Below are 19826 nucleotides of genomic sequence, written 5' to 3'. Positions count from 1 at the left end.
CACCGGCGGCGGCCTCGTCCGCCTCGGCATCAACTACAAGTGGTAATCCCGCAGGCCGCCCCATGACGGCGGCCCGCACGGAGATCCAGAATTCGAAGGGCGGCGCGGTCCACGCGCCGCCCTTCATGCATCCGGTGCCTCGGCGGGGGCAGTCGCCTGCCGGCCCGAAGCCTCCTCGCCGCAGCGAGCCTCGAACCAGAGCGTGCATTCGACCCCTTCCCCCGCGAAGGCGAGCGTTGCCCGCCGGTTCCCGGCGTTGAACCCGCGGGTCAGGATGCGCGAACCGAAGCCCCGCCGGGTCGGGGCCTCGACCGGCGGCCCGCCGCGCTCCCGCCAGGTCAGCGACGCCTCCTCGCCCTCGGTCCGCCAGCGAATGTCGACGTAGCCGTCGGGGTCCGACAGCGCCCCGTACTTGGCCGCGTTGGTCGCGAGTTCGTGCAGCACCATGTTGATGCTGAGGGCGAGGTCGGCCGAGACGGTCAGGGGAGGGCCGTCGGCGAAGATGCGGTCGTAGGGGGCCAGCGTCTGGGCCACGATGTCGGCGAGCCGCGCCGACTCCCAGGATTCCGTCATCAGCAGGTCATGCGCGCGTGCCATCGCCGCGATGCGGGCGGTGAGTGCGTCGCGATAGACCTCGGGCCCCTGCTCGATGGACGTCTGACGGGCCAGGGACAGGACCGACGTCAGGACGTTCTTCACGCGGTGGTTCAGCTCGCGCATCAGGAAACGCTGCTGGCTGATGGTCTCGCGCAGCGTCGTGTTGTCCCGGAAAGTGATCGCCAGCCGCTCCTCGTCGATGCGGACCGCCACGTTGTAGATCCAGCGCCCGCCGGCCTCGAGGCGGAACTCGTCCTCGGCGGGAATGCCCGTCTGCATCACTTCGACATAGCGCGAGAACAGGTGGTCGCGGTGCATGGTCGGCGAGGTGTCGAGATACCGCTTGCCGAGCATCAGCTTCGACGATCCGAGCACCCGTTCCGCCGCCGCGTTCAGGTGACAACGCTCGAAGTCCACGATCCGCCCGCTCGCGTCACGAACGGCGCGAAAGATCACGAAGCCGTCGAGCGCCAGTTCCTGCACCGCAGTGAACACGCGGAAGGCCTCGAGCCTGTCCGCGTGGATCCGCCGCAGCGCGGTGCCCACGAGCACGATGAGCATCGCCATCACGAGGAAGAGAAGGAGGTTGACCGTCGCGATCTCGGACGGGAACGTCGGAAAACCGGTGTCTCCGCCCATGAAGAGCGTGGTGGCGAGGAGGCCGGAGACGACGGATGCCAGGATCCCTGGACCCAGTCCCCCGCTCACGGCTGCCACGAGGACGGCCGGATAGAATGCTGCGAATGGGACGATCACCGCTTCGGCGAGACCGAGAATCCAACGCACGGCCACAGCCGCAGCGCAGCAGCCCAACGCGATGCCGTACCGCATCGGCCAGGGCCGCGGCTTGAGCAGGACGGCGATCAGGCCGGACGACTCCTGCTCCATCGCCCACCCATGGCCCCCCGATGACGCCACCCGCGATCGTCCCCATTGGCGCGGATGCCGCCATGAGATCAATGCCGCGCCTGCGGTGGGAAACGCGGACGCCGCCTTCGGGGTTCCATGCAGGCCAGCCGATGTTAACCCGCCACCGCTAGAATGCCCCCATGAGCCAAAGGCGGATCATCGGTGTCTCCTTGCGGACGGTCGGGGCCGTCGTCGCAGCGCTCGCGCTGGCGGCGCCTCCGACCTCGCTCCTCGCCCAGGCACCCGCTCCGGCCGACATCGGCCCCCAAACGGGCGACCCGGCGTGGACGGGCCGGACCGTCCCGCGATGGCCTGTCGACAATGGCGCGCCAGCGTATCCCTATCCCTATCCGTACCCGCCGCCCTACGGCTACGGAGGGGGGCAGGCCAGCCAGCCCTCGACGGGGCCGTCGGGCAATCCGTGCGTGGATCAAGGTTCGACCGCGATGATCGAACCCTCCCGGCCTGCGGCAGCGCGCCGGGGGCCGCTCGTCGCCATGCCGTCGAACGACTGCGCGGACCTGCCGGGCCGCGCCCAGCCGCAGCCCTACATCGGCATCGACGTCCAGGTCTCGCCCCAGCAGGACGGTGGCGGTGGCACGACGGCCGGAGGCTCGGGCGGCGGTTCGAACGGTGGCGGCGGCGGATGGGGAAAGCCGGGCTGGGGGGACCCCGGCTGGGGCAACGGGGACGCCGGCGGCTGGCGACCACCCGGGGGTTCGGCCGGCCACGGGCCGGGCTCGGGCGGAAGCGGCTGGGCGCCGCGCCGCTGATCAGCCGGCAAGGTGTGCGAAGGCGGCGACGACGCGTTCGTAGACCGGTCGCTTGAACGGAATGATCAGTTCGGGAAGGCGGTCCATCCGCTCCCAGCGCCACTCGGCGAATTCGGGCTTGTGGCCGCCCGCCGGCGCATGGATGTCGATCTCGCTCTCGTCGCCTTCGAACCGGAGCGCGAACCATTTCTGCGTCTGGCCCCGGAACCGCCCCTTCCACGCGCTCTTCGCGACGTCGGGCGGCAGGTCGTAGGCGAACCAGTCAGGCGCCTCGGCCAAGAGCGAGACCGAGGTCACGTTGGTCTCCTCGGCGAGTTCCCGCAGCGCCGCCCGGTAGGGATCCTCGCCGTCGTCGATGCCGCCCTGCGGCATCTGCCAGGCATGCCGGGAGTCGACGTGCTCGGGGCCGGCCTCCTTCTTCCGGCGTCCGACGAAGACTTGGTTCTCCCAGTTGAGAAGCATCACGCCGACGCAGGGTCGGTAGGGCAGTGACTCGAACGCGGTCATCGCATCAGGCTCGGGGCTTGGGGATCAGGGCCGACACGGGCACGAGCTGGATGCCGCGTCCCTCCAGCGTCTTCGACCACTGGGCGATCCGGTCGATGCTCACGGGCAGGCCGCTCGCGACGCCGACGGCGCTCCCGCGCTCGCGTGCCATGACCTCCAGCTTCGCCAGCTGTTCGTCGATGGTCGACGCCTTCGGACGAGTGTCGATGACGACGTCGGCGCGTGCGGCGGGCAGCCGGGCCGTGAGCGCCAGGGACGTCGCGAGGGAGCGTGCGCTGCTGCCGTCGTCCAGGTAGACAAGGCCCCGGCCGCCGAGCTCCCGGAGCACGGGGTTTAGGGCCTGCTCGCTCGACGTGAACTTTCCGCCCATGTGGTTCATGACGCCGATGTAGCCCGGAAAGCGGCTCATGACCCAGAACAGACGGTCCATCGTCTCGTTCGGCGGTGCCGTCGTCGTGAGGGTATGGGGACCGGGGTCGTTCTCCGGGTAGTCGAACGGCTCCATCGGGACCTGCAGCATCACCTCGTGTCCACTCTCGCGGGCGCGGGCGACCTGCCGCTCGATCTCCGAGCCGTAGGGCGCGAAGGCCAGTGTGACGGCGCCGGGCAGCTTCGTGATGGCATCGCTGGTCGAGGACTGGCTGAGACCCATGCCGCCGATGACGATGGCGATGCGAGGGAGCGTCTTTCCGCCGGGGGGCGGTGGGGCGGGGCGGGCGTAAACGTCGGCCGGGCGTGCGCCGTCCGATCCGATCCTGGGCAGGGCGCCGTGACGGGAGCGCTCCACGAGCCGCTTGTCCGGGGCCGGCGCCAGCTTGTCCGGGGACGAGGGAACGCGGATCACGATCGACTCGGGTGCCTCGCCGCCTCCGCGGACCACCTTCACGCCGCTGGCATCCTCGAGCTCGGCGGCCGTCGAACGCTCCTTGACGGGCTCCGTCCCGGTGACGGTCTTCACCGCGGGCCCCTGTTCCTGCTGCGCCGGGTCCGGCGCCGTCGCCACGGGGGCTGCCTTCTGGATCGTGGCGACCGCCACGGGCTCCCCGCCGAGGGGGTCCCGCGCCACGGCCAGCCAGCCCGCGAGGCCGAGGCACAGGAGCGCCGCGGCGCCGACGATGACCTTGCCCCATGGAAGTGCAGGCCAGCGACGGCGTGGCCGGGCCGGCTCCATGCCCAGCGGTCGGGTAAGGTCGTCGTGCCCGATCGTCAAAACGCCGTGCCTCTTCCGCGTCCGAATTCACCGGTCCCCCAAGGGCCGCCGGCCGGGGCTCACGCCGCAACACGCGCGAATCATAGCGGAAAACCAAGCCACGGTCGCCCGTCCGCGGCAACCCCGGCGTGGTCACGCGTGGACCCGCAACGAAAAACGGCGGGGGACGACCCCGCCGTATCTCTCGATCTTCCGCCGGGCGCCGCCTCAGTTCGGCTTGGCGTCGGCCTTCTTCTGCGTGTTGGACGCGTCGTTCACCTTCACGCCGCGCAGCACGTCGAAGGCGTAGTTGAGCTGCTTGTCGTTCTTGGGATCCGGCGGAACGTAGGCGGAGGAGCCGCCCTGCTCGTCCTCGCCGTTCTTCAGGTGGCCGCGCAGCGCCGCCTCGCCCTTCGTCTCGTCCTTGCCCTTCAGCTCGGCCGGAACGTCGTTCAGCACCTGGACGTCGGGCTCGATGCCCTTGGCCTGGATGGAGCGGCCGGACGGCGTGTAGTAGCGCGCCGTCGTGAGACGGATGGCGCCGTTCGAGCCCAGCGGGATGATGGTCTGCACGGAGCCCTTGCCGAAGGAGCGTGAGCCGATGATCGTCGCGCGCTTGTGGTCCTGCAGGGCGCCGGCCACGATCTCCGAGGCCGAGGCCGAGCCGCCGTTGACGAGGATGATGACCGGCTTGCCCTTGGTCAGGTCCCCGGCGCGGGCGTTGTAGCGCTGCGTCTCGTCCGCGTTGCGGCCGCGGGTCGAGACGATCTCGCCGCGCTCGAGGAACGCGTCGGAGACGGCGATCGCCTGGTCGAGCAGGCCGCCCGGGTTGTTGCGCAGGTCGATCACGAAGCCCTTCAGCTTGTCGTTGCCGATCTCCTGCGTGAGCGTGTCGATCGACTTCTTCAGGCCTTCGAAGGTCTGCTCGTTGAACTGCGTGATGCGGACGTAGCCGACGTCGCCGCCCTCGTTGCGGGAGCGGACGGACCGGATGCGGATGACATCGCGCGTGAGCTTGAGCTCCAGCGGATCGCTGACGCCCTTGCGCGTGATCTTGAGGCGAACCTGGGAATTGACGGCGCCACGCATCTTCTCGACGGCCTGATTCAGGGTGAGTCCCTGCACCTGCTCGTCGTCGATGTGCGTGATGATGTCACCCGCCAGCACGCCGGCGCGGGAGGCGGGGGTGTCGTCGATGGGGGCCACCACCTTGATGGCGCCCTCTTCCATCGTCACCTCGATGCCGAGCCCGCCGAACTCGCCGCGGGTCTGCACCTGCATGTCCTTGAAGCTCTTGGCGTCGAGGTAGCTCGAATGCGGGTCGAGACCCGAGAGCATCCCGTTGATCGCCGATTCGATCAGCTTCCCCTCGTCGGGCTTCTCGACGTAGTCGGAGCGGATCTTCTCGAACACGTCTCCGAACAGGTTGAGCTGCCTGTAGGTGTCGGAGGCGGCCGCAACGGCGCTCGTCGTCGACAGCAGACGACCCTGCGTCGCCAGTGTGGAGACGCCGGCCCCGAGGACCGCGCCGAGCATGAGCAATGTGACCTTGCGCATCATCCGCGAACTTTCTCGTTCGTCGAGGCGGCCCACCACGGGGACGGATCGATCGATACACCGTCTTTCCGGAACTCAACATAGAGCACGGGTTGGGTCGTGTCGCTACCCACCGACGCGGCGGTCGCCTGCGACGCCTCGCCCATCACCGCTACAGGTTCGCCGGCGAGGACGAACTGCCCGAGGCTCACGTTGATCCGGTCCATCCCGGCCAGAAGCACATAGTACCCGCCGCCGGCATTGATGATCAAGAGTTGCCCGTAGCTGCGGAACGACCCGGCGAAGGACACCCAGCCGTCGCAAGGGGCCGACACGACGGACCCCTGCCGGGTGGCGTAGGCGGCGCCCTTCAGGGTCCCGCCGACCGCGTCCGGGGCATTGAATCCCTTGATGAGCGTGCCGATCACGGGGAGCGGCAGCAGGCCCTTCGCCTCGCCGAAACCCACCTTCGGCGCCAGTCTCGCGGGGTCCTTGAAGGCGAGGGCCGCGATGCGCTCGCGGGTCTCGCGGGCCTCGGCCGTGCCGGCGCGCAGGGCCTCGGATTCGAGCCTTGCGGCGGCCTTGCGGGCCTCCTCGGCGGCGCGGGTGGCGCCGTCGATCTCGCTCTCGATGCGACCGATCAAATCCTTGAGAGTTTGCGCGGACTGGGCCATCCCGGCGGCCTTGTCGGCCTCCTCGCGGGCCCGGGCCTCGGCGGCGGCCACGTCCTTCTGCCGCGCGTCGACCAGCGCGGCGATGCGCTGGCGGTCCTCCACCAGCGACGTGACGTCCCGGGCGAGTTGCTCGCGTTCGGCCGCCGCGGCCGTCCGCAGGCGCACCATCTCCTGCAGGTCGGAGGCCAGCGCCTCGGTCTCCTGTCGCAGCTCGGGCAGGACGGCGCCGAGCAGCATCGAGGTTCGCACGGCCTCGAGCATGTCCTCGGGACGCACCAGGACCGCCGGCGGCGGGCTCCGCCCGATGCGCTGCAGCGCCGCCAGCACTTCGACGATGACGTTGCGGCGGGCGGCCAGCGACTTGCGGATGGCCTCCTCGGTCTGGGTGAGCGTGGTCAGCCGCTGCTCGATTCCGCCGATCCGGCCCTCCGTCGCGCGAAGGCGGGCGGTGGTGTCGAGCAGGCTGGCATTGAGGCGGGCGCGGTCGGCACGCAGGGCAGCCGCCTCTGATTCAAGCTTCGCGCGTGTCTCGTTGCTGGACTGCAGAAGGCGCTGTGTCGCCTCGAGTTCCATCTGCCGCGTCGCCTTCTCGGCTTCGCGGGCGGACGTGTCGGGTGGGGGCGGGGTCTGCGCCGCCGCACAGGTCACGGCCAGCCAGCCCGCGGCCAGCGGGGCGATCCAGATGCGGGGGGAGGACAGGCGAATCCCGGCGGCCATCAGGCGCGATGATAGGGGTGGCCGGCAAGGATTGTCATGGCGCGGTAAAGCTGCTCGGCGACGAGGACCCGGACGAGCTGGTGCGGTAGCGTGAAGCGCCCGAAGCCCATCCTGTCATCTGCGCCGACGATCAAGGCGGGATCGAGGCCATCCGCGCCGCCGACCACCAGCACCGCCGACCGTCGGCCGGCGTCCCGCGCCTTCGCGAGCTGCTCCGCGAACGCCTCGCTGGTGGGGTAGGGGCCGCGCTCGTCGAGCACGATCACCAGGGCTTCGCCCGCCTTCTCGCGCAGGACCGCCGCCTCCGCGGCCTTGCGGTCCTCGGGGCGCTGCGCCCGGCTTTCGGCGACATCGACCACGTTGAAACCGGAGAACCCGAGCCCACGGCCCGTGGCCTTCGCCCGGTCGAGATAGCGCGCGAGCAGATCACGCTCGGCCGAATCCTTCAGGCGGCCGACCGCCAGGACCGTGATCCGCACGCCGTGTCGCCGTCAGGACACCGCGCGCTCTGCCGGCCTGTCGCCACCCCACATCTTCTCGAGATTGTAGAAGTGGCGGACCTCGGGCCGGAAGACGTGCACGATGACGTCGCCGGCATCGATGAGCACCCAGTCGCAGTGCGGCATGCCCTCGACCCGGAGGTCCTTGCAGCCGCGCTCCTTCAGGGCCTCGATGACGTGGTCGGCGATCGCTCCGACATGGCGGTTGGAGCGGCCGGACGTCACAACCATGGCGTCGGCGAGCGAGGTCTTGCCCGTCAGGTCGATGGTGACCGTCTCCTCGGCCTTCGAGTCGTCGAGGACTCCGAGGATGAGGGGCAGCGTGGCGCCGGACACCGGCTCGAGCGAACCGGGGGCGGCGAGGGGCGAAGCGGCGACAGCGGCTTCACCAAGACCAGATCTGGTCAGTGTACGATCCTCTCGTATCTCGTGCGCATCCACCGCGCACACCCATACTATAGCGATCCGCGGCCCAAAGTTCCAGATTCCGGGGCGCGGTCACCCGAGGTCGCCGCTCAGGCTCGCACGAGGCCCCTTCCCTGCGCGCGCAGGGCGGTCGACGAGAGGGTCGAGCGCGGCCCGTGCAGGAACACCCAGGCGGGGGGCGGCAGCAGCGGCAGCAGGGCCGCGTCGGTCTCGTCGACGCGGTCGCGCGCGAGGAGCGCCGCCGCCCGGGAGCGGGTGGCCCGAAGCGTCGTGCCGGGGCGGTCGATCACCGCGATGGGCACGAGGCGGGCGATGCCACGCCAGCGCTGCCACCGGTGGAAGCTGGCGAGGTTGTCGGCGCCCATGAGCCAGACGAAGCGCACGCCCGGGCAGCGCCGCGTCAGGTAGCGGACGGTGTCGAAGGTATAGCGCGTGCCGATGGCGGCTTCGAAGCCGGTGACGACGATGCGGCGGTCCGTGGCAAGGCGGCGCGCCGCCTCCATCCTCGCCGCCAGCGACGGCAGCCCCGCATTGTCCTTCAGCGGATTGCCGGGCGTGACCAGCCACCAGACCGCGTCGAGCCGGAGCCGGCGCAGCGCCGTGCGGCTCAGCAGCAGGTGGCCCTCGTGCGGCGGGTTGAAGCTGCCGCCCAGCAGGCCGATCCGCAGCCCCCGCCCATGCGGCGGGAGGGCGGCGGCGCGCCCGGCGGGACGGCGCCCGACGACCGGGCCCTCGGGCGCCTCGCTCACGGCCGGACTCAGGGCCGCGTCTGGCCGGTGCCGTGCACCCGGTACTTGAACGAGGTGAGCTGCTCCACCCCCACGGGTCCCCGCGCATGCATGCGCCCGGTGGCGATGCCGATCTCGGCGCCGAAGCCGAATTCGCCGCCGTCGGCGAACTGCGTCGAGGCGTTGTGCAGCACGATGGCCGAGTCGACCCGCGCCAGGAACGCGGCGGCGGCCGCCTCGTCGGCGGTGACGATGCTCTCGGTATGGTGGGAGCCGCAGGTCTCGATGTGGTCGATGGCCGCGTCGAGCCCGTCGACGACCTTCACCGCGATGATCGCGTCGAGATACTCGGTCCGCCAGTCCTCCTCGGTCGCGGCGGCGACGCGGGGATCGACCGCCTGCGTGGCGGCGTCGCCGCGCACGGCGCAGCCGGCGTCGAGCAGCATGCGCACGAGCGGGGCGAGGTGGGTCGCCGCGCAGGCGCGGTCGACCAGCAGCGTCTCCGCCGCGCCGCAGATGCCCGTCCGCCTCAACTTGGCGTTGCGGACGATGGCAAGTGCCATGTCCAGGTCCGCGGCGGCGTGGACGTAGACGTGGCAGATGCCCTCGAGATGCGCGAAGACGGGTACGCGGGCCTCGGCCTGCACGCGCGCCACGAGGCTCTTGCCGCCGCGCGGCACGATGACGTCGACGGTGCCTTCCAGTCCCTGCAGCATCAGGCCGACGGCGGCACGGTCGGGCGTCGGCACCAGCTGGATCGCGTCCTCGGGCAGGCCGCCCTCGGCGAGGCCGGCCCGCAGTGCGTCGGCGATGGCGAGCGAGGTCGCGAGGCTCTCCGAGCCGGCGCGCAGGATGGCGGCGTTGCCGGCCTTCACGCACAGGGCGCCGGCGTCGGCCGTCACGTTCGGGCGGCTCTCGAAGATGACGCCGATGACGCCGAGCGGCGTGGCCACCCGCTCGAAGCGCAGGCCGTTGGGCTGCTCCCAGCGGGCAAGCACGCGCCCGACCGGGTCGGCGAGCGCGGCGATGTCCTCGACGGCCTTCGCCACGGCCTCCAGCCGCGCCGGGTCGAGGCGCAGTCGGTCGACGAAGGCCCCCTTGGTGCCGCGGGCCTCGGCGTCGGCGACGTCGCGCGCATTCGCGGCGAGGATCGTCGCGGCGCGGGCGCGGATGGCGGCGGCTCCGGCGCGCAGCGCCTTGTCCTTGGCCTGCGGCGCCGCGTTGGCGAGTACCCGCGCGGCGGCGCGGGCGCGCCGGCCGATGTCGAGCATCAGCTGCTCGGTCGAGGGGTCCTGCGTGCGCACGGCGTCCAGCATGACGGCGGCCTCCGGTGATGTCGGGCTCTTTCTAGACGAAGCGGCGGCGCGAGGGAAACGCGCCGGACGGGCAGACGGCGACGCTACTCGGCCGCCAGCGCCATGTCGTCGCGGTGCACCATCTCGGCCCGGCCGGCGTAGCCGAGGATGCCCTCGATGTCGCGGGACGAGCGGCCGACGATGAGCCCGGCGTGGCGGCTGTCGTAGGCGACGAGGCCGCGGCCGAGCTCGCCCCCGTCCGGCGCGCGCAGGACCACGGCGTCGCCGCGGTCGAACTCGCCCTCGACGCGGGTGACGCCCGCCGGCAGCAGGCTCTTGCCCGAGCGGATGGCTCGGGCCGCGCCGGCGTCGAGATGAAGCACGCCGCGCGGCTCCAGCGAGCCGGCGATCCACTTCTTGCGCGCCGCCACCGGGTTCGACGGCGTCAGGAACCACGTGCAGCGCGCGCCCTGCGCGATGGCGCCGAGCGGGTTCTTCACCCGGCCGTCGGCGATCACCATGTGCGTCCCGCCGGCGGTGGCGATCTTGGCGGCCTCGATCTTGGTGCGCATGCCGCCGCGCGACAGTTCCGAGCCGGCTCCCCCCGCCATCGCCTCGATCTTCGCGGTGATGCGCGGCACGACGGGGATGAGCGTCGCGTCCGGATCGGACTGCGGCGGGGCTGTGTAGAGGCCGTCGATGTCGGACAGCAGCACGAGCAGGTCCGCCCCCGCCATGGTGGCGACGCGGGCGGCGAGGCGGTCGTTGTCGCCGTAGCGGATCTCGCTCGTGGCCACCGTGTCGTTCTCGTTGACGACCGGCACGGCCCGCAACTCCATCAGGCGTCCGAGAGTGGCCCGCGCGTTGAGGTAGCGCCGGCGCTCCTCCGTGTCGCCGAGCGTCACGAGAATCTGGCCGGTGGTGATGCCCTGGTGGCCCAGCGCCTCGGCCCAGCTGCGGGCAAGCGCGATCTGGCCCACGGCCGCCGCCGCCTGGCTCTCCTCGAGCCGCAGGACCCCCTTCGGCATCCCCAGCACCGTGCGCCCCATGGCGATGGCGCCCGACGAGACGACGATGACGTCCGCGCCGGCGGCGTGGAGGTTGCCGATGTCCTCGGCGAGGGAGGCGAGCCAGGCGTGCTTCAGCCTGCCGCGCTCGCGGTCGACGAGCAGCGAGGAGCCGACCTTCACGACGATGCGGCGGAACTGGCCGAGCGTGGGAAGGGTGGTGGCGCGGGTGGAGGAGCGGTTCATGGCGGGGTCCGGAGGAGCCGGGCGGATCAGGAGGGTGGGGCGGCGCACCCTGGCGCCGTGACGCGGGGCCTCCGCGTCACGGTCGCCAACCGCCGGGCGTCTCCTGCACCGGCTCCAGGTCCACCGGCTGTCCTTCGGTCCGCTCCGGCCGCGCCGCGTCGCGGTCGATCACGGCGAGCAGCGCGCGCAGCGTCTCCTGCACGTTCTGCCCGGAGGCCGACGACAGCAGGATCGGCTCGCGCTTCGCGGCGCGCTTGAGCCGGGCCTTCTGGTCCTTCAGCGCCTCGGGCGTCAGCGCGTCGACCTTGGTCAGCGCCACGATCTCGGGCTTCCCGGCGAGGTCGCCGCCATAGGCCTCGAGCTCGTGCCGGATGATCTTGTAGGCCTTGCCGGCGTGCTCGCTGGTACCGTCGACGAGGTGCAGCAGCACGCGGCAGCGCTCGACATGGCCGAGGAAGCGGTCGCCGAGCCCGTGGCCCTCGTGCGCACCCTCGATCAGGCCGGGGATGTCGGCGATGACGAACTCGCGGGCGTCGACGCGGGCCACCCCCAGCCCGGGATGCAGCGTCGTGAAGGGGTAGTCGGCGATCTTGGGGCGGGCCGCCGTCACGGTGGCGAGGAAGGTCGACTTGCCGGCATTGGGCAACCCGACGAGGCCGGCGTCGGCGATCAGCTTGAGCTTGAGCCAGAGCCAGCGCTCGTCGCCTTCCTGCCCCGGATTGGCGTGGCGAGGGGCGCGGTTGGTCGAGGTGGTGAAGTGCAGGTTGCCGAAGCCGCCGTTGCCACCCTTGGCGAGGCGCACGCGCTGGCCGATCTCGGTCAGGTCGGCGATCAGCGTCTCGCCGTCCTCCTCGAACACCTGCGTGCCCTTGGGCACCTTCAGCACCACGTCGGGTCCCTTGGCGCCCGCGCGGTTGCGGCCCATGCCGTGTCCGCCGGACTTCGCCTTGAAATGCTGCTGGTAGCGGTAGTCGATGAGCGTGTTCAGCCCCTCGACGCACTCTGCCCAGACGTCGCCGCCCTTGCCGCCGTCGCCGCCGTCCGGTCCGCCGAACTCGATGAACTTCTCGCGGCGGAACGACACGCAGCCGGCGCCGCCGTTGCCCGAGCGGATGTAGATCTTGGCCTGGTCGAGGAACTTCATGGGCAGTGACTATCGGACCGTGCGTCGCGCGGCAATGGCCGCCCGGGTGCCGGGCGCCCCCGCCCTGATCGCGAAGCTGTGTTGCGTGATCGTTCTTTCAGCGGCGTGCCGGCTTCTTTAGCATGCGATGCATCGGCGCGTCCCCTGCCTGCGTCGCCTCCCCGGATTCCATGATGTTCCCGTTCTTCGAAGGGCTGGTGCTGCCCACCGCCATCGAACCGCCCGGGCCTCCCCCGCGCGGGCTGCTGCGCTTCATCTGGCACTTCGCCGGGCAGGTGAAGGTGCATCTCGCCGCCCTGCTGGTGCTCGGCATCGTGCTGGCGCTGCTCGACGCGTCGGTGCCGGTGTTCATCGGCCTGCTCGTCGACCAGATCTCTCGCGCCGACCGCGCCACCTTCTTCGCTGAAACATGGCCCCTGCTCGCAGGGATGGCCGTCGTCGTCGCCGTGCTGAAGCCGCTGGCGTCGCTGGCCAGCGGCCTCGTGCAATTCCAGGTGGTGTTTCCGGGCCTGACGAACCTCGTGCGCTGGCAGAGCCACATCCACGTGGTCCGCCAGAGCATCGGCTACTTCCAGAGCGACTTTGCCGGCCGCATCGCCAGCCGCGTCATGGAGACCGGCTACGCGCTGCGCGCCAGCGTCGTGTCCATCATCTCGGTGATCCTCTACCTGGTGGCGCTGGCCATCACGAGCGTGGTGGTGGTGGGCCGCGCCGACCTGCGGCTCGCCCTGCCGATCCTGTTCTGGACGGTCGGCTACCTCCTGCTGCTGTCCTACGTCGTGCCGCGCATCCGCAAGGCGTCGACCGACATCGCCTATGCGCGCTCGACGCTCACGGGGCGCATCGTCGACAGCTACACCAACATCCTCACGGTGAAGCTCTTCGCCCACGGCGACCTCGAGGACGACTACGTCCGCCGCTCGCTCGACCGGCACACCCGGATGATGCGCGTCCAGATGCGCAGCTTCACGACCCTGACGACGGGGCTCGCCCTGCTGTCAGGGTTGCTGCTCGCCAGCACGGGCGCGCTGTCGGTCTGGCTGTGGCAGGGCGGCGAGATCGGCATCGCCATGGTGGCCACGGCGCTGCCGATGACGCTCCAGCTCTCCAGCACTGCCGGGCGTGTCGCCATGGAGATCACGACGGTCTTCGAGCAGTTCGGCACCGTGCACGAAGGCATGGACACGGTCGCGAAGCCGATCCGCGTCACCGATCGCCCGGACGCGACGCCGCTGGCCGTGACGAAGGGCGCCGTGACGTTCGAGAACGTCAGCTTCCACTACGGGCGCGAGCGCACCGTGATCGAGGACCTGACGCTGCGCATCCGGCCGGGCGAGAAGGTCGGCCTCGTCGGCCGTTCGGGGGCGGGGAAGTCGACGCTCGTCAACCTGCTGCTGCGCTTCCACGACCTGGAGGAAGGCCGGATCCTCATCGACGACGTGGACGTCACCCGCGCGACGCAGGAGAGCGTGCGCGCGCAGATCGCGGTCGTGACGCAGGACACGTCCCTGCTGCACCGCTCGATCCTCGACAACATCCGCTACGGGCGGCCCGACGCGACGCCGGAGGAGGTGGAGGCGGCGGCGCGCAAGGCGCACGCCCACGACTTCATCCTCGACCTCGAGGACTGGGCGGGCCGGCGCGGCTACGACGCGCATGTCGGCGAGCGTGGCGTGAAGCTCTCCGGCGGCCAGCGCCAGCGCATCGCCATCGCGCGCGTCATCCTGAAAAATGCGCCGATCCTGATCCTCGACGAGGCGACCTCCGCCCTCGACAGCGAGGTGGAGGCCGCGATCCAGGAGCAGCTGGAGAACCTGATGGAGGGCAAGACGGTGATCGGCATCGCCCACCGCCTCTCGACCATCGCCCGGATGGACCGGCTGGTGATCATGGACCGCGGCCGGATCGTCGAGGAGGGCACCCACGACGAGTTGCTGGCGCTGGGCGGCCACTATGCCTCGTTGTGGAAGCGCCAGTCGGGCGGCTTCTTCACGGAGGACGACGGGGTCTGACCGGCCCCGTCGCAGCGTTGCCGGGGGTCAGACCTTCCGGATCTCCAGGCGCACCTTGCCGACCTCGAAGAACCAGTAGGCGGTGAGGTCCGCGGTGTTGAGCACGGTCTTCGGGCCGGTCAGCGCGAGCACGTCCGCGAAGCGGATGTTGTAGCTCTTGCCTTCCTTGGTGGTGACCTTGGCGGTGTAGGTCAACCGGATGGCGTCGCCGTCCTGCCGGACGTCGGCCGTGCCGATGACATCCTCGCGGGTGCCGGTGTAGACGCCGTCGCCCACCTTGGTGAAGCGCCAGGTCTTGCGGTCCTTCTCTCCGTCCGAATAGACGAAGTCCTCGACCAGCGTCAGCGTCCGGCCGTCCCAGTCGCCGCGCATGCGCACCTTGAGGCCGCGCGTCGAGCCGTCGCGCGTGTTGGTGAAGGTGCCCTCGGCGACGAGGTTGCCGCGGAAGAAGTCCTCCAGGACGAGCTTGCCGGACGGGGCCTTGCCCGGGATGTCGGCGGCCCGGGCCGGGCCGAGGCCGAGGGGAATGAGGACGGCGGCCACCATGGCCGCCGCCCGTCGTGTCAGGGACATGGCGACGCTCCGTGCTTGGACGTCACTGTCCTACGCAGCGGGCGAGGCCTCGGACCACGCGCGCACCTGCCCGCCGTCCGCGTCGCGGTGACGCGGGGGCCGGGCCACGAGGTCCGGCGCCGCCCAGCCCTTCAGGCTGCGCCACACCTTGCGCTCTAGCCTGAAGTGCTCGACCGAGTGGAGGCCCCCCCGGGCCGGCAGTTCCTTCAGGCCCGAGCCTTCCCAGGCGAAGCCGCACTTGCGCAGCACCCCCTGCGACGCGGGGTTGATGACGCGCACATCGGCGACGACGGCGTCGGCCCGGGTCAGCATGAACACCGCGTCGACGAGGGCCTGCACGGCCTCCGTGGCGTAGCCCTGGCCCCACATCTCGGGTGCGAAGACGTAGCCGATCTCGACCCGCCCCTCGTCCGTCCAGCGCGCCGACACCGAGCCGATCACCTGCCGGGATCCGGTGGCGAGGCAGGCAACGAGCTCGACCGCCCACCCCTCGGCATTCGCCCTGCGTGCGTTGACGATCCATTCCTCGGCGCCGTGGGCCGGGTAGGGGTGCGGGATGCGGGCCGTCATGTCCGCCACCTCGCGCTTGCCCGCCATGGCCGCGATCGCCGCGGCATCCTTGGCGCGCGGCCAGCGCAGCCAGAGGCGGCGCGTTTCGAGCCTGAAAACGTCGTCCCGTGTGATCTCCGGAAACATGGCAGACCCTCCGTGGGGATTGGGGCTTCGAGGGGGTGGGTAACGTCGAAACGTGACCCGGAAACGACGAAGGGGAGGCGGTTGCCCACCTCCCCTCGACGGTCCCCCTCTCGGGGTCTGTCCGGACTTGGATCGCGATCGCGACTTGGGTCCGCCGGGGCTGTGGGCGCCGGCGGAGGTCCTTCGTCCGACCTGCGCCGTTATTCTGCGGCTTCCTGGGCTCGTACGGCCACGTAAATGCGGCCGTTGGCTTTGTTCTGGAACTCGACCTTGCCCGACGTGAGGGCAAAGAGCGTGTGATCCTTGCCGATGCCGACGTTCGTGCCCGGATGCATCTTCGTCCCGCGCTGGCGCACGAGGATGTTGCCGGCCAGCACGGCTTCGCCGCCGAACTTCTTCACGCCGAGACGGCGGCCGTCGGAGTCGCGACCGTTGCGGGAGGAACCGCCTGCCTTCTTGTGAGCCATGATGTGCTCCGTAACCGTTGTGGGCGCCGAGGCCCGAATTGATCGACCCAGATGGAGACCGGTGCGCCGTCGGCGCGCCGTGCGGACCTCAGCCCGCGTGGATCCCCGTGATGCGCACGACGGTCAGCTCCTGACGGTGACCGCGCTTGCGCTTCGAATTCTTGCGGCGGCGCTTGTGGAAGGAGATCGTCTTGGGGCCGCGCGTCTGCTCGACGACCGTGCCCTCGACCTTCGCTCCCGCGACGACCGGCGAACCGATCTTCATCGCGCCTTCCTCGCCGACCAACAGCACCTCGTCGAAGGCGACGGCGGCGCCGGCCTCGGCGGTGAGCTTCTCGATCGTGATGACGTCCTGGGCGGCAACCCTGTACTGCTTGCCGCCGGTCTTGATGACTGCGAACATCGTTCTGTCCTCGTGTTCGACCCGGCTCTGCCCGCCCCGGGAGGCGAACGGCCGGCTTCTTTGCAGTTGTTCCGGCATTGAACCCGCCGTTCCGCCCTGCCGGCCGCGAAGCCATCCGGCGAAACGACAAGCGCGCAAGCCGGGAGGGCCGCGCGCCAGACGGCGTGAGTACAGAAAGCCCCCCGTCCTGTCAACCCGAACGCGGCCTCCGGGCGCTGCCCGAGCCGTGGCCTCCGGGGCGGGGCGCAGCCTCCGAAAACAGCCGCCGCGCCCGCTTGTGGAACGCGAGACCCCATGCTATTGCCCGCGCCGACCACCGGGGCCCTGCCCCGCGGGCCTCGCGCCCGGCCCCCTGGATCACGGAGAGGTGGCAGAGTGGTTGAATGCACCGCACTCGAAATGCGGCATAGGGGCAACCCTATCGGGAGTTCGAATCTCCCCCTCTCCGCCAGCCTCTTCCTTGTCAGTCTTGATCCCGCTTCGCTTGCCTGACGCCGCCCGAGCGGTCGGGCGTCTCGATTCGCTCGGCCAGCGTGGCGGCGACGATGGCGTTGGCGTGGCCGTGGCCCATGCCGTGTTCCTGCTTGAGGAAGGCGACCAGATCCATGTGCCGGGCCGGGCATCGCGCCCGCACGAGGGACTGCCACTCGGCGACGGGCCGGCCGTACGTCTTCTCGATCGAGGGGAAATAGGATGCCGGGCCCTTCACCTTCGCCGGTTTCTCGGTCATCGCAGTGCTTCCCTCGTGCCCGGCGGGCGACGCCGGCAGCTTGCGCGCTCGGGTCGCGGATGCCAAGCGCTCCATTTGGCCGGCGGAGACCTGTCGTAGAGGCTGGCGCAGGCGATGCCACCGTCATGAATACTCGCCTGCATCCGCCGCAATGCCGCTCCGCCTCCGGGCGGTTGGCCGGTGGGCGTGGGAGCCGGTAGGCTCCGAACCAGCCGGCGCGGGTCAAGTCCGGCGCCTGGGGAGGACGCCGGAATGGTGCAGACCGTCGAGCAGTGGGTCGTCTCGAAGCCCGTCACGCGCAGCCGCGCCGGGGTCGTCGCGTCGCAGAACCGGAGTGCGGCCGAGGCGGGCGCTTCGATCCTCGCGGCGGGGGGCAACGCGGTCGACGCCGCCATCGCCACGGCCTTCGCGCTCACCGTGACCGAGCCGTGGATGAGCGGCATCGGCGGCATCGGCGCCATGATCGTCCATCCGGCCGGCGGGGAGCCGGTCGCCATCGACTACGGCCCCGTCGCCGCCAGGGCGCTCGATCCTGCGCGCTACGCCCTGACGGGGGCGCCGGGACGGCAGGACCTGTTCGGCTGGCCCGGCGTCGTCGAGGACCGCAACATCCGCGGCTACGAGTCGATCGTCGTGCCCGGGTCCGTGGCGGGCTTCGGGCATGCGCACGCGCGGTTCGGCCGGCTGCCCTGGGCCGACGTGATCGCGCCCGCGGTGGCGCTGGCGCGGGCGGGACACCGCGTCGACTGGTGGACCACCCTCAACATCGCGGCGGAGGCGCACGAGCTGCGCGACGATCCGGCCGCCGCGGCGCGCTATCTCCGGGACGGCCTGCCGCCGGTGTCCCTCTCCATGCTCGCGCCGGTGATGCTGGACCTCTCTCCGCTCGCCGCGACGCTCCAGCGCATCGCCGAGGCCGGGTGGGAGGACTTCTACCGCGGTGACCTCGCGGCCGCCATCGCCTCCGACCTGCGGGCCGGCGGGTCGCCAGTGGGCCGGGACGACCTCGGCGAATTCGCCGCGCGGGAGGCGAGGCCCGTCGCCGTGCCGCGCGCCGGGGCGGTGCTTCACGCCATGCCGGGTCTCTTCGCCGGCAACACCTTCGCCCGGGTGTTCGCGGCACTGCCGGAGCGCCTGCCCGGTCCGCCGGCCGCCGCCGACGTCGCGGCGCTGGCCCGCGCCCTCTCCGATGCCTATGCGGCGCGGCTCGCCGGCGAAGGCGAGGAGGACCCGGCCGGGAAGGCCTGCACCACGCACCTCTCGGTGGTCGACGCAGAGGGCGGCATGGTGTCTCTCACCAACACGCTCCTCTCCCGCTTCGGCTCGCGCGTCGTGCTGCCGTCGACCGGCATCCTCATGAACAACGGCATGATGTGGTTCGACCCGCGCCCGGGGCACCCGAACTCCATCGCGCCGGGGCGGCGGCCGCTGACCAACATGTGCCCCGTGATCGCCAGCCGCGAGGGCCGGGCGTGGTTCGCCGTCGGAGCGTCGGGCGGCCGCAAGATCCTGCCGGCCGTGGCCCAGATCGTCTCGTTCCTCGTCGACGGCGGGATGACGCTGGAGGAGGCATTCCACCATCCCCGCATCGACGTGTCCGGCGTCGGTGCCGCGACCGTCGACCACCGGCTGCCCACCGAGGTGCAGGCGGCGGTCGCCGCCGCGGTCGCCACCGTCACGGAGGTCGAGCCCACGACCTTCCCTGGCCAGTTCGCCAACCCCGTCGCCGTGCTGCGCGACGGCGAGTGGAACGAAGGGCTCGCCAACGTGACGCTGCCGACCGGGACCGCCATCGCGGGCTGAGACGTCGCTCCGGCGGTTTGACAGGCCGGTCGTTCGCGTCCAGCAAGGGAACCGGCACGATCTCCCACCGCCCCGGCCTGTCCCTCCCGCCGATGGGGTGTCGCCACCCGATCGTCGCTCTTGCCGTCCGAAAGGCCCGCCTATGCCCGACTTCACCTCCTTCGCACTGTTCCTCGCCGCCGCCACGGTGCTGGCGGTCACGCCGGGGCCGGGCATCTTCTACGTCGCCGCCCGCACGCTGGCCGGAGGGCGGGCGGAGGGCGTGGCGTCGAGCGTCGGGACGGGCGTGGGCGGGCTCGTTCACGTCGCCGCCGGGGCGCTGGGCGTGTCCGCGCTGGTGCTGGCCAGCGCCAACCTTTTCACCCTCCTCAAGCTTGCCGGCGCCGCCTACCTCGTCTGGATCGGGGTGCGGACGGTGATCGCCGCGCGGCGTGACGCCGCCGCCGTGCTGGCCGGCAGCGCCGGGCCGGCGCCCGTCGGCGTGAAGAGGGCCTTCCGCGAGGGGATCGTCGTCGAGGCGCTCAACCCCAAGACGGCGGCGTTCTTCCTGGCCTTCATCCCGCAGTTCATCGATCCCGCGTCAGGCTCGGTCGCCCTGCCGTTCATCGTGCTGGGCTCGCTCTCCGTCCTGCTCAACACGCTGGCCGACATCGGCGTCGCCTTCGCGGCCGGGCGCCTGCGCGACGGGGCGGCGGCCCGCCCGGCGCTGGTCCGGCGGCTGCGGGAGGCGTCCGGCGGGGCGATGGTGGCGCTGGGCCTCGGCCTCGCCTTCGCCAGGCGTCCGGCCGCGTGACCGGAGCCGCCGGCCCGGCGCGCCGCGTGGGTCCGCCATGCGCGGCCGCAGTCGTCGCGGCGTTTGTTTCGGGACCGGCCAGCCTGTAGAGCACCATCAGG

At 71.3% G+C, this 19826-nt stretch carries 20 protein-coding genes and 1 tRNA gene; 5 read left to right on the top strand and 16 right to left on the bottom strand.

The annotated features are described in order from the left end of the window. Positions 1 to 123 precede the first annotated feature (123 nt). Positions 124 to 1515, bottom strand: a complete 1392-nt coding sequence (locus ACX9GQ_RS21255) for a sensor histidine kinase (protein WP_459631596.1) — start codon at positions 1513 to 1515, stop codon at positions 124 to 126. 131 nt (positions 1516 to 1646) lie between these two features. On the opposite strand from ACX9GQ_RS21255, the gene ACX9GQ_RS21250 reads away from it, so the two are divergent. Continuing rightward, positions 1647 to 2279, top strand: a complete 633-nt coding sequence (locus ACX9GQ_RS21250; protein ID WP_459631595.1) for a hypothetical protein — start codon at positions 1647 to 1649, stop codon at positions 2277 to 2279. Here ACX9GQ_RS21250 and ACX9GQ_RS21245 read toward each other — a convergent pair whose 3' ends face one another. From ACX9GQ_RS21245 to obgE, 10 genes are all read right to left on the bottom strand, one after another. Then, the gene (locus tag ACX9GQ_RS21245) at positions 2280 to 2786 is read right to left on the bottom strand and encodes an RNA pyrophosphohydrolase (RefSeq protein ID WP_459631594.1); all 507 of its coding nucleotides are present in this window, start codon (positions 2784 to 2786) and stop codon (positions 2280 to 2282) included. It abuts the gene before it with no gap. A gap of 4 nt (positions 2787 to 2790) precedes the next feature. Next, positions 2791 to 3996, bottom strand: a complete 1206-nt coding sequence (locus ACX9GQ_RS21240; RefSeq protein WP_459631593.1) for a divergent polysaccharide deacetylase family protein — start codon at positions 3994 to 3996, stop codon at positions 2791 to 2793. Positions 3997 to 4203: 207 nt separating this feature from the next. Next, on the bottom strand, positions 4204 to 5532 hold the full coding sequence (locus ACX9GQ_RS21235) for a S41 family peptidase (protein WP_459631603.1): 1329 nt from the start codon (positions 5530 to 5532) through the stop codon (positions 4204 to 4206). Next, the gene (locus ACX9GQ_RS21230) at positions 5532 to 6902 is read right to left on the bottom strand and encodes a murein hydrolase activator EnvC family protein (protein ID WP_459631592.1); all 1371 of its coding nucleotides are present in this window, start codon (positions 6900 to 6902) and stop codon (positions 5532 to 5534) included. Before ACX9GQ_RS21230 ends, ACX9GQ_RS21235 begins: the two co-directional genes overlap by 1 nt. Continuing rightward, positions 6902 to 7381 (bottom strand): 23S rRNA (pseudouridine(1915)-N(3))-methyltransferase RlmH, encoded by a 480-nt coding sequence (gene rlmH / locus ACX9GQ_RS21225; protein ID WP_459631591.1) that lies wholly within the window; start codon positions 7379 to 7381, stop codon positions 6902 to 6904. The genes ACX9GQ_RS21230 and rlmH overlap by 1 nt, the downstream gene beginning before the upstream one ends. A 12-nt stretch (positions 7382 to 7393) precedes the next feature. Then, the gene (rsfS, locus tag ACX9GQ_RS21220) at positions 7394 to 7828 is read right to left on the bottom strand and encodes a ribosome silencing factor (RefSeq protein ID WP_459631602.1); all 435 of its coding nucleotides are present in this window, start codon (positions 7826 to 7828) and stop codon (positions 7394 to 7396) included. Positions 7829 to 7917: 89 nt separating this feature from the next. Next, a complete protein-coding gene (locus ACX9GQ_RS21215; RefSeq protein ID WP_459631590.1) occupies positions 7918 to 8577 on the bottom strand; it encodes a nicotinate-nucleotide adenylyltransferase in 660 nt (219 codons plus the stop codon). 8 nt (positions 8578 to 8585) lie between these two features. Further along, positions 8586 to 9872, bottom strand: coding sequence for a glutamate-5-semialdehyde dehydrogenase (locus ACX9GQ_RS21210; protein WP_459631589.1), 1287 nt, complete (start codon positions 9870 to 9872; stop codon positions 8586 to 8588). A gap of 83 nt (positions 9873 to 9955) precedes the next feature. Continuing rightward, complete coding sequence (gene proB, locus ACX9GQ_RS21205) at positions 9956 to 11104, bottom strand: glutamate 5-kinase (protein ID WP_459631588.1); 1149 nt, start codon at positions 11102 to 11104, stop codon at positions 9956 to 9958. A gap of 76 nt (positions 11105 to 11180) precedes the next feature. Next, a complete protein-coding gene (gene obgE, locus ACX9GQ_RS21200) occupies positions 11181 to 12248 on the bottom strand; it encodes a GTPase ObgE (RefSeq protein WP_459631587.1) in 1068 nt (355 codons plus the stop codon). 173 nt (positions 12249 to 12421) lie between these two features. Here obgE and ACX9GQ_RS21195 point away from each other — a divergent pair, with 173 nt between their 5' ends. Continuing rightward, positions 12422 to 14260: an ABC transporter ATP-binding protein gene (locus ACX9GQ_RS21195; protein WP_459631586.1), complete on the top strand. Its 1839-nt coding sequence runs from the start codon at positions 12422 to 12424 to the stop codon at positions 14258 to 14260. 27 nt (positions 14261 to 14287) lie between these two features. Here ACX9GQ_RS21195 and ACX9GQ_RS21190 read toward each other — a convergent pair whose 3' ends face one another. From ACX9GQ_RS21190 to rplU, 4 genes are all read right to left on the bottom strand, one after another. After that, a complete protein-coding gene (locus tag ACX9GQ_RS21190; protein WP_459631585.1) occupies positions 14288 to 14833 on the bottom strand; it encodes a DUF3833 family protein in 546 nt (181 codons plus the stop codon). Between the two features lie 30 nt (positions 14834 to 14863). After that, on the bottom strand, positions 14864 to 15529 hold the full coding sequence (locus ACX9GQ_RS21185) for a GNAT family N-acetyltransferase (protein ID WP_459631584.1): 666 nt from the start codon (positions 15527 to 15529) through the stop codon (positions 14864 to 14866). Positions 15530 to 15729: 200 nt separating this feature from the next. Then, on the bottom strand, positions 15730 to 15996 hold the full coding sequence (rpmA, locus tag ACX9GQ_RS21180; RefSeq protein WP_459631583.1) for a 50S ribosomal protein L27: 267 nt from the start codon (positions 15994 to 15996) through the stop codon (positions 15730 to 15732). 88 nt (positions 15997 to 16084) lie between these two features. Next, positions 16085 to 16399, bottom strand: coding sequence for a 50S ribosomal protein L21 (gene rplU / locus ACX9GQ_RS21175; RefSeq protein ID WP_459631582.1), 315 nt, complete (start codon positions 16397 to 16399; stop codon positions 16085 to 16087). A 361-nt stretch (positions 16400 to 16760) separates the two neighbouring features. Between rplU and ACX9GQ_RS21170 the strand changes: the two genes are divergently transcribed. Then, a tRNA-Ser gene (locus ACX9GQ_RS21170) sits at positions 16761 to 16850 on the top strand. A 12-nt stretch (positions 16851 to 16862) separates the two neighbouring features. Here ACX9GQ_RS21170 and ACX9GQ_RS21165 read toward each other — a convergent pair. Next, the gene (locus tag ACX9GQ_RS21165; protein ID WP_459631581.1) at positions 16863 to 17129 is read right to left on the bottom strand and encodes a DUF4287 domain-containing protein; all 267 of its coding nucleotides are present in this window, start codon (positions 17127 to 17129) and stop codon (positions 16863 to 16865) included. A 252-nt stretch (positions 17130 to 17381) separates the two neighbouring features. Here ACX9GQ_RS21165 and ACX9GQ_RS21160 point away from each other — a divergent pair, with 252 nt between their 5' ends. Together ACX9GQ_RS21160 and ACX9GQ_RS21155 are read left to right on the top strand one after the other, a co-directional pair. Then, positions 17382 to 18932, top strand: coding sequence for a gamma-glutamyltransferase family protein (locus ACX9GQ_RS21160; protein ID WP_459631580.1), 1551 nt, complete (start codon positions 17382 to 17384; stop codon positions 18930 to 18932). 142 nt (positions 18933 to 19074) lie between these two features. After that, positions 19075 to 19725, top strand: coding sequence for a LysE family translocator (locus ACX9GQ_RS21155; RefSeq protein WP_459631579.1), 651 nt, complete (start codon positions 19075 to 19077; stop codon positions 19723 to 19725). The last annotated feature ends 101 nt before the right edge of the window (positions 19726 to 19826 follow it).

The organism is Alsobacter sp. R-9 (assembly GCF_054612375.1).
The sequence above is the reverse complement of the archived record's forward strand: the minus strand, read 5'-3'. Positions and strand labels throughout refer to the sequence as shown.

Bases quoted from the DNA above. Each gene is read 5' to 3' on its own strand.
- proB (WP_459631588.1), bottom strand. From the start codon at position 11,104: ATGAACCGCTCCTCCACCCGCGCCACCACCCTTCCCACGCTCGGCCAG.
- ACX9GQ_RS21245 (WP_459631594.1), bottom strand. From the start codon at position 2,786: ATGACCGCGTTCGAGTCACTGCCCTACCGACCCTGCGTCGGCGTGATG.
- ACX9GQ_RS21160 (WP_459631580.1), top strand. From the start codon at position 17,382: ATGGTGCAGACCGTCGAGCAGTGGGTCGTCTCGAAGCCCGTCACGCGC.
- ACX9GQ_RS21210 (WP_459631589.1), bottom strand. From the start codon at position 9,872: ATGCTGGACGCCGTGCGCACGCAGGACCCCTCGACCGAGCAGCTGATG.
- ACX9GQ_RS21195 (WP_459631586.1), top strand. From the start codon at position 12,422: ATGTTCCCGTTCTTCGAAGGGCTGGTGCTGCCCACCGCCATCGAACCG.
- ACX9GQ_RS21190 (WP_459631585.1), bottom strand. From the start codon at position 14,833: ATGTCCCTGACACGACGGGCGGCGGCCATGGTGGCCGCCGTCCTCATT.
- obgE (WP_459631587.1), bottom strand. From the start codon at position 12,248: ATGAAGTTCCTCGACCAGGCCAAGATCTACATCCGCTCGGGCAACGGC.
- rplU (WP_459631582.1), bottom strand. From the start codon at position 16,399: ATGTTCGCAGTCATCAAGACCGGCGGCAAGCAGTACAGGGTTGCCGCC.
- ACX9GQ_RS21230 (WP_459631592.1), bottom strand. From the start codon at position 6,902: ATGGCCGCCGGGATTCGCCTGTCCTCCCCCCGCATCTGGATCGCCCCG.
- ACX9GQ_RS21235 (WP_459631603.1), bottom strand. From the start codon at position 5,532: ATGCGCAAGGTCACATTGCTCATGCTCGGCGCGGTCCTCGGGGCCGGC.
- ACX9GQ_RS21165 (WP_459631581.1), bottom strand. From the start codon at position 17,129: ATGACCGAGAAACCGGCGAAGGTGAAGGGCCCGGCATCCTATTTCCCC.
- ACX9GQ_RS21185 (WP_459631584.1), bottom strand. From the start codon at position 15,529: ATGTTTCCGGAGATCACACGGGACGACGTTTTCAGGCTCGAAACGCGC.
- ACX9GQ_RS21155 (WP_459631579.1), top strand. From the start codon at position 19,075: ATGCCCGACTTCACCTCCTTCGCACTGTTCCTCGCCGCCGCCACGGTG.
- rpmA (WP_459631583.1), bottom strand. From the start codon at position 15,996: ATGGCTCACAAGAAGGCAGGCGGTTCCTCCCGCAACGGTCGCGACTCC.
- ACX9GQ_RS21250 (WP_459631595.1), top strand. From the start codon at position 1,647: ATGAGCCAAAGGCGGATCATCGGTGTCTCCTTGCGGACGGTCGGGGCC.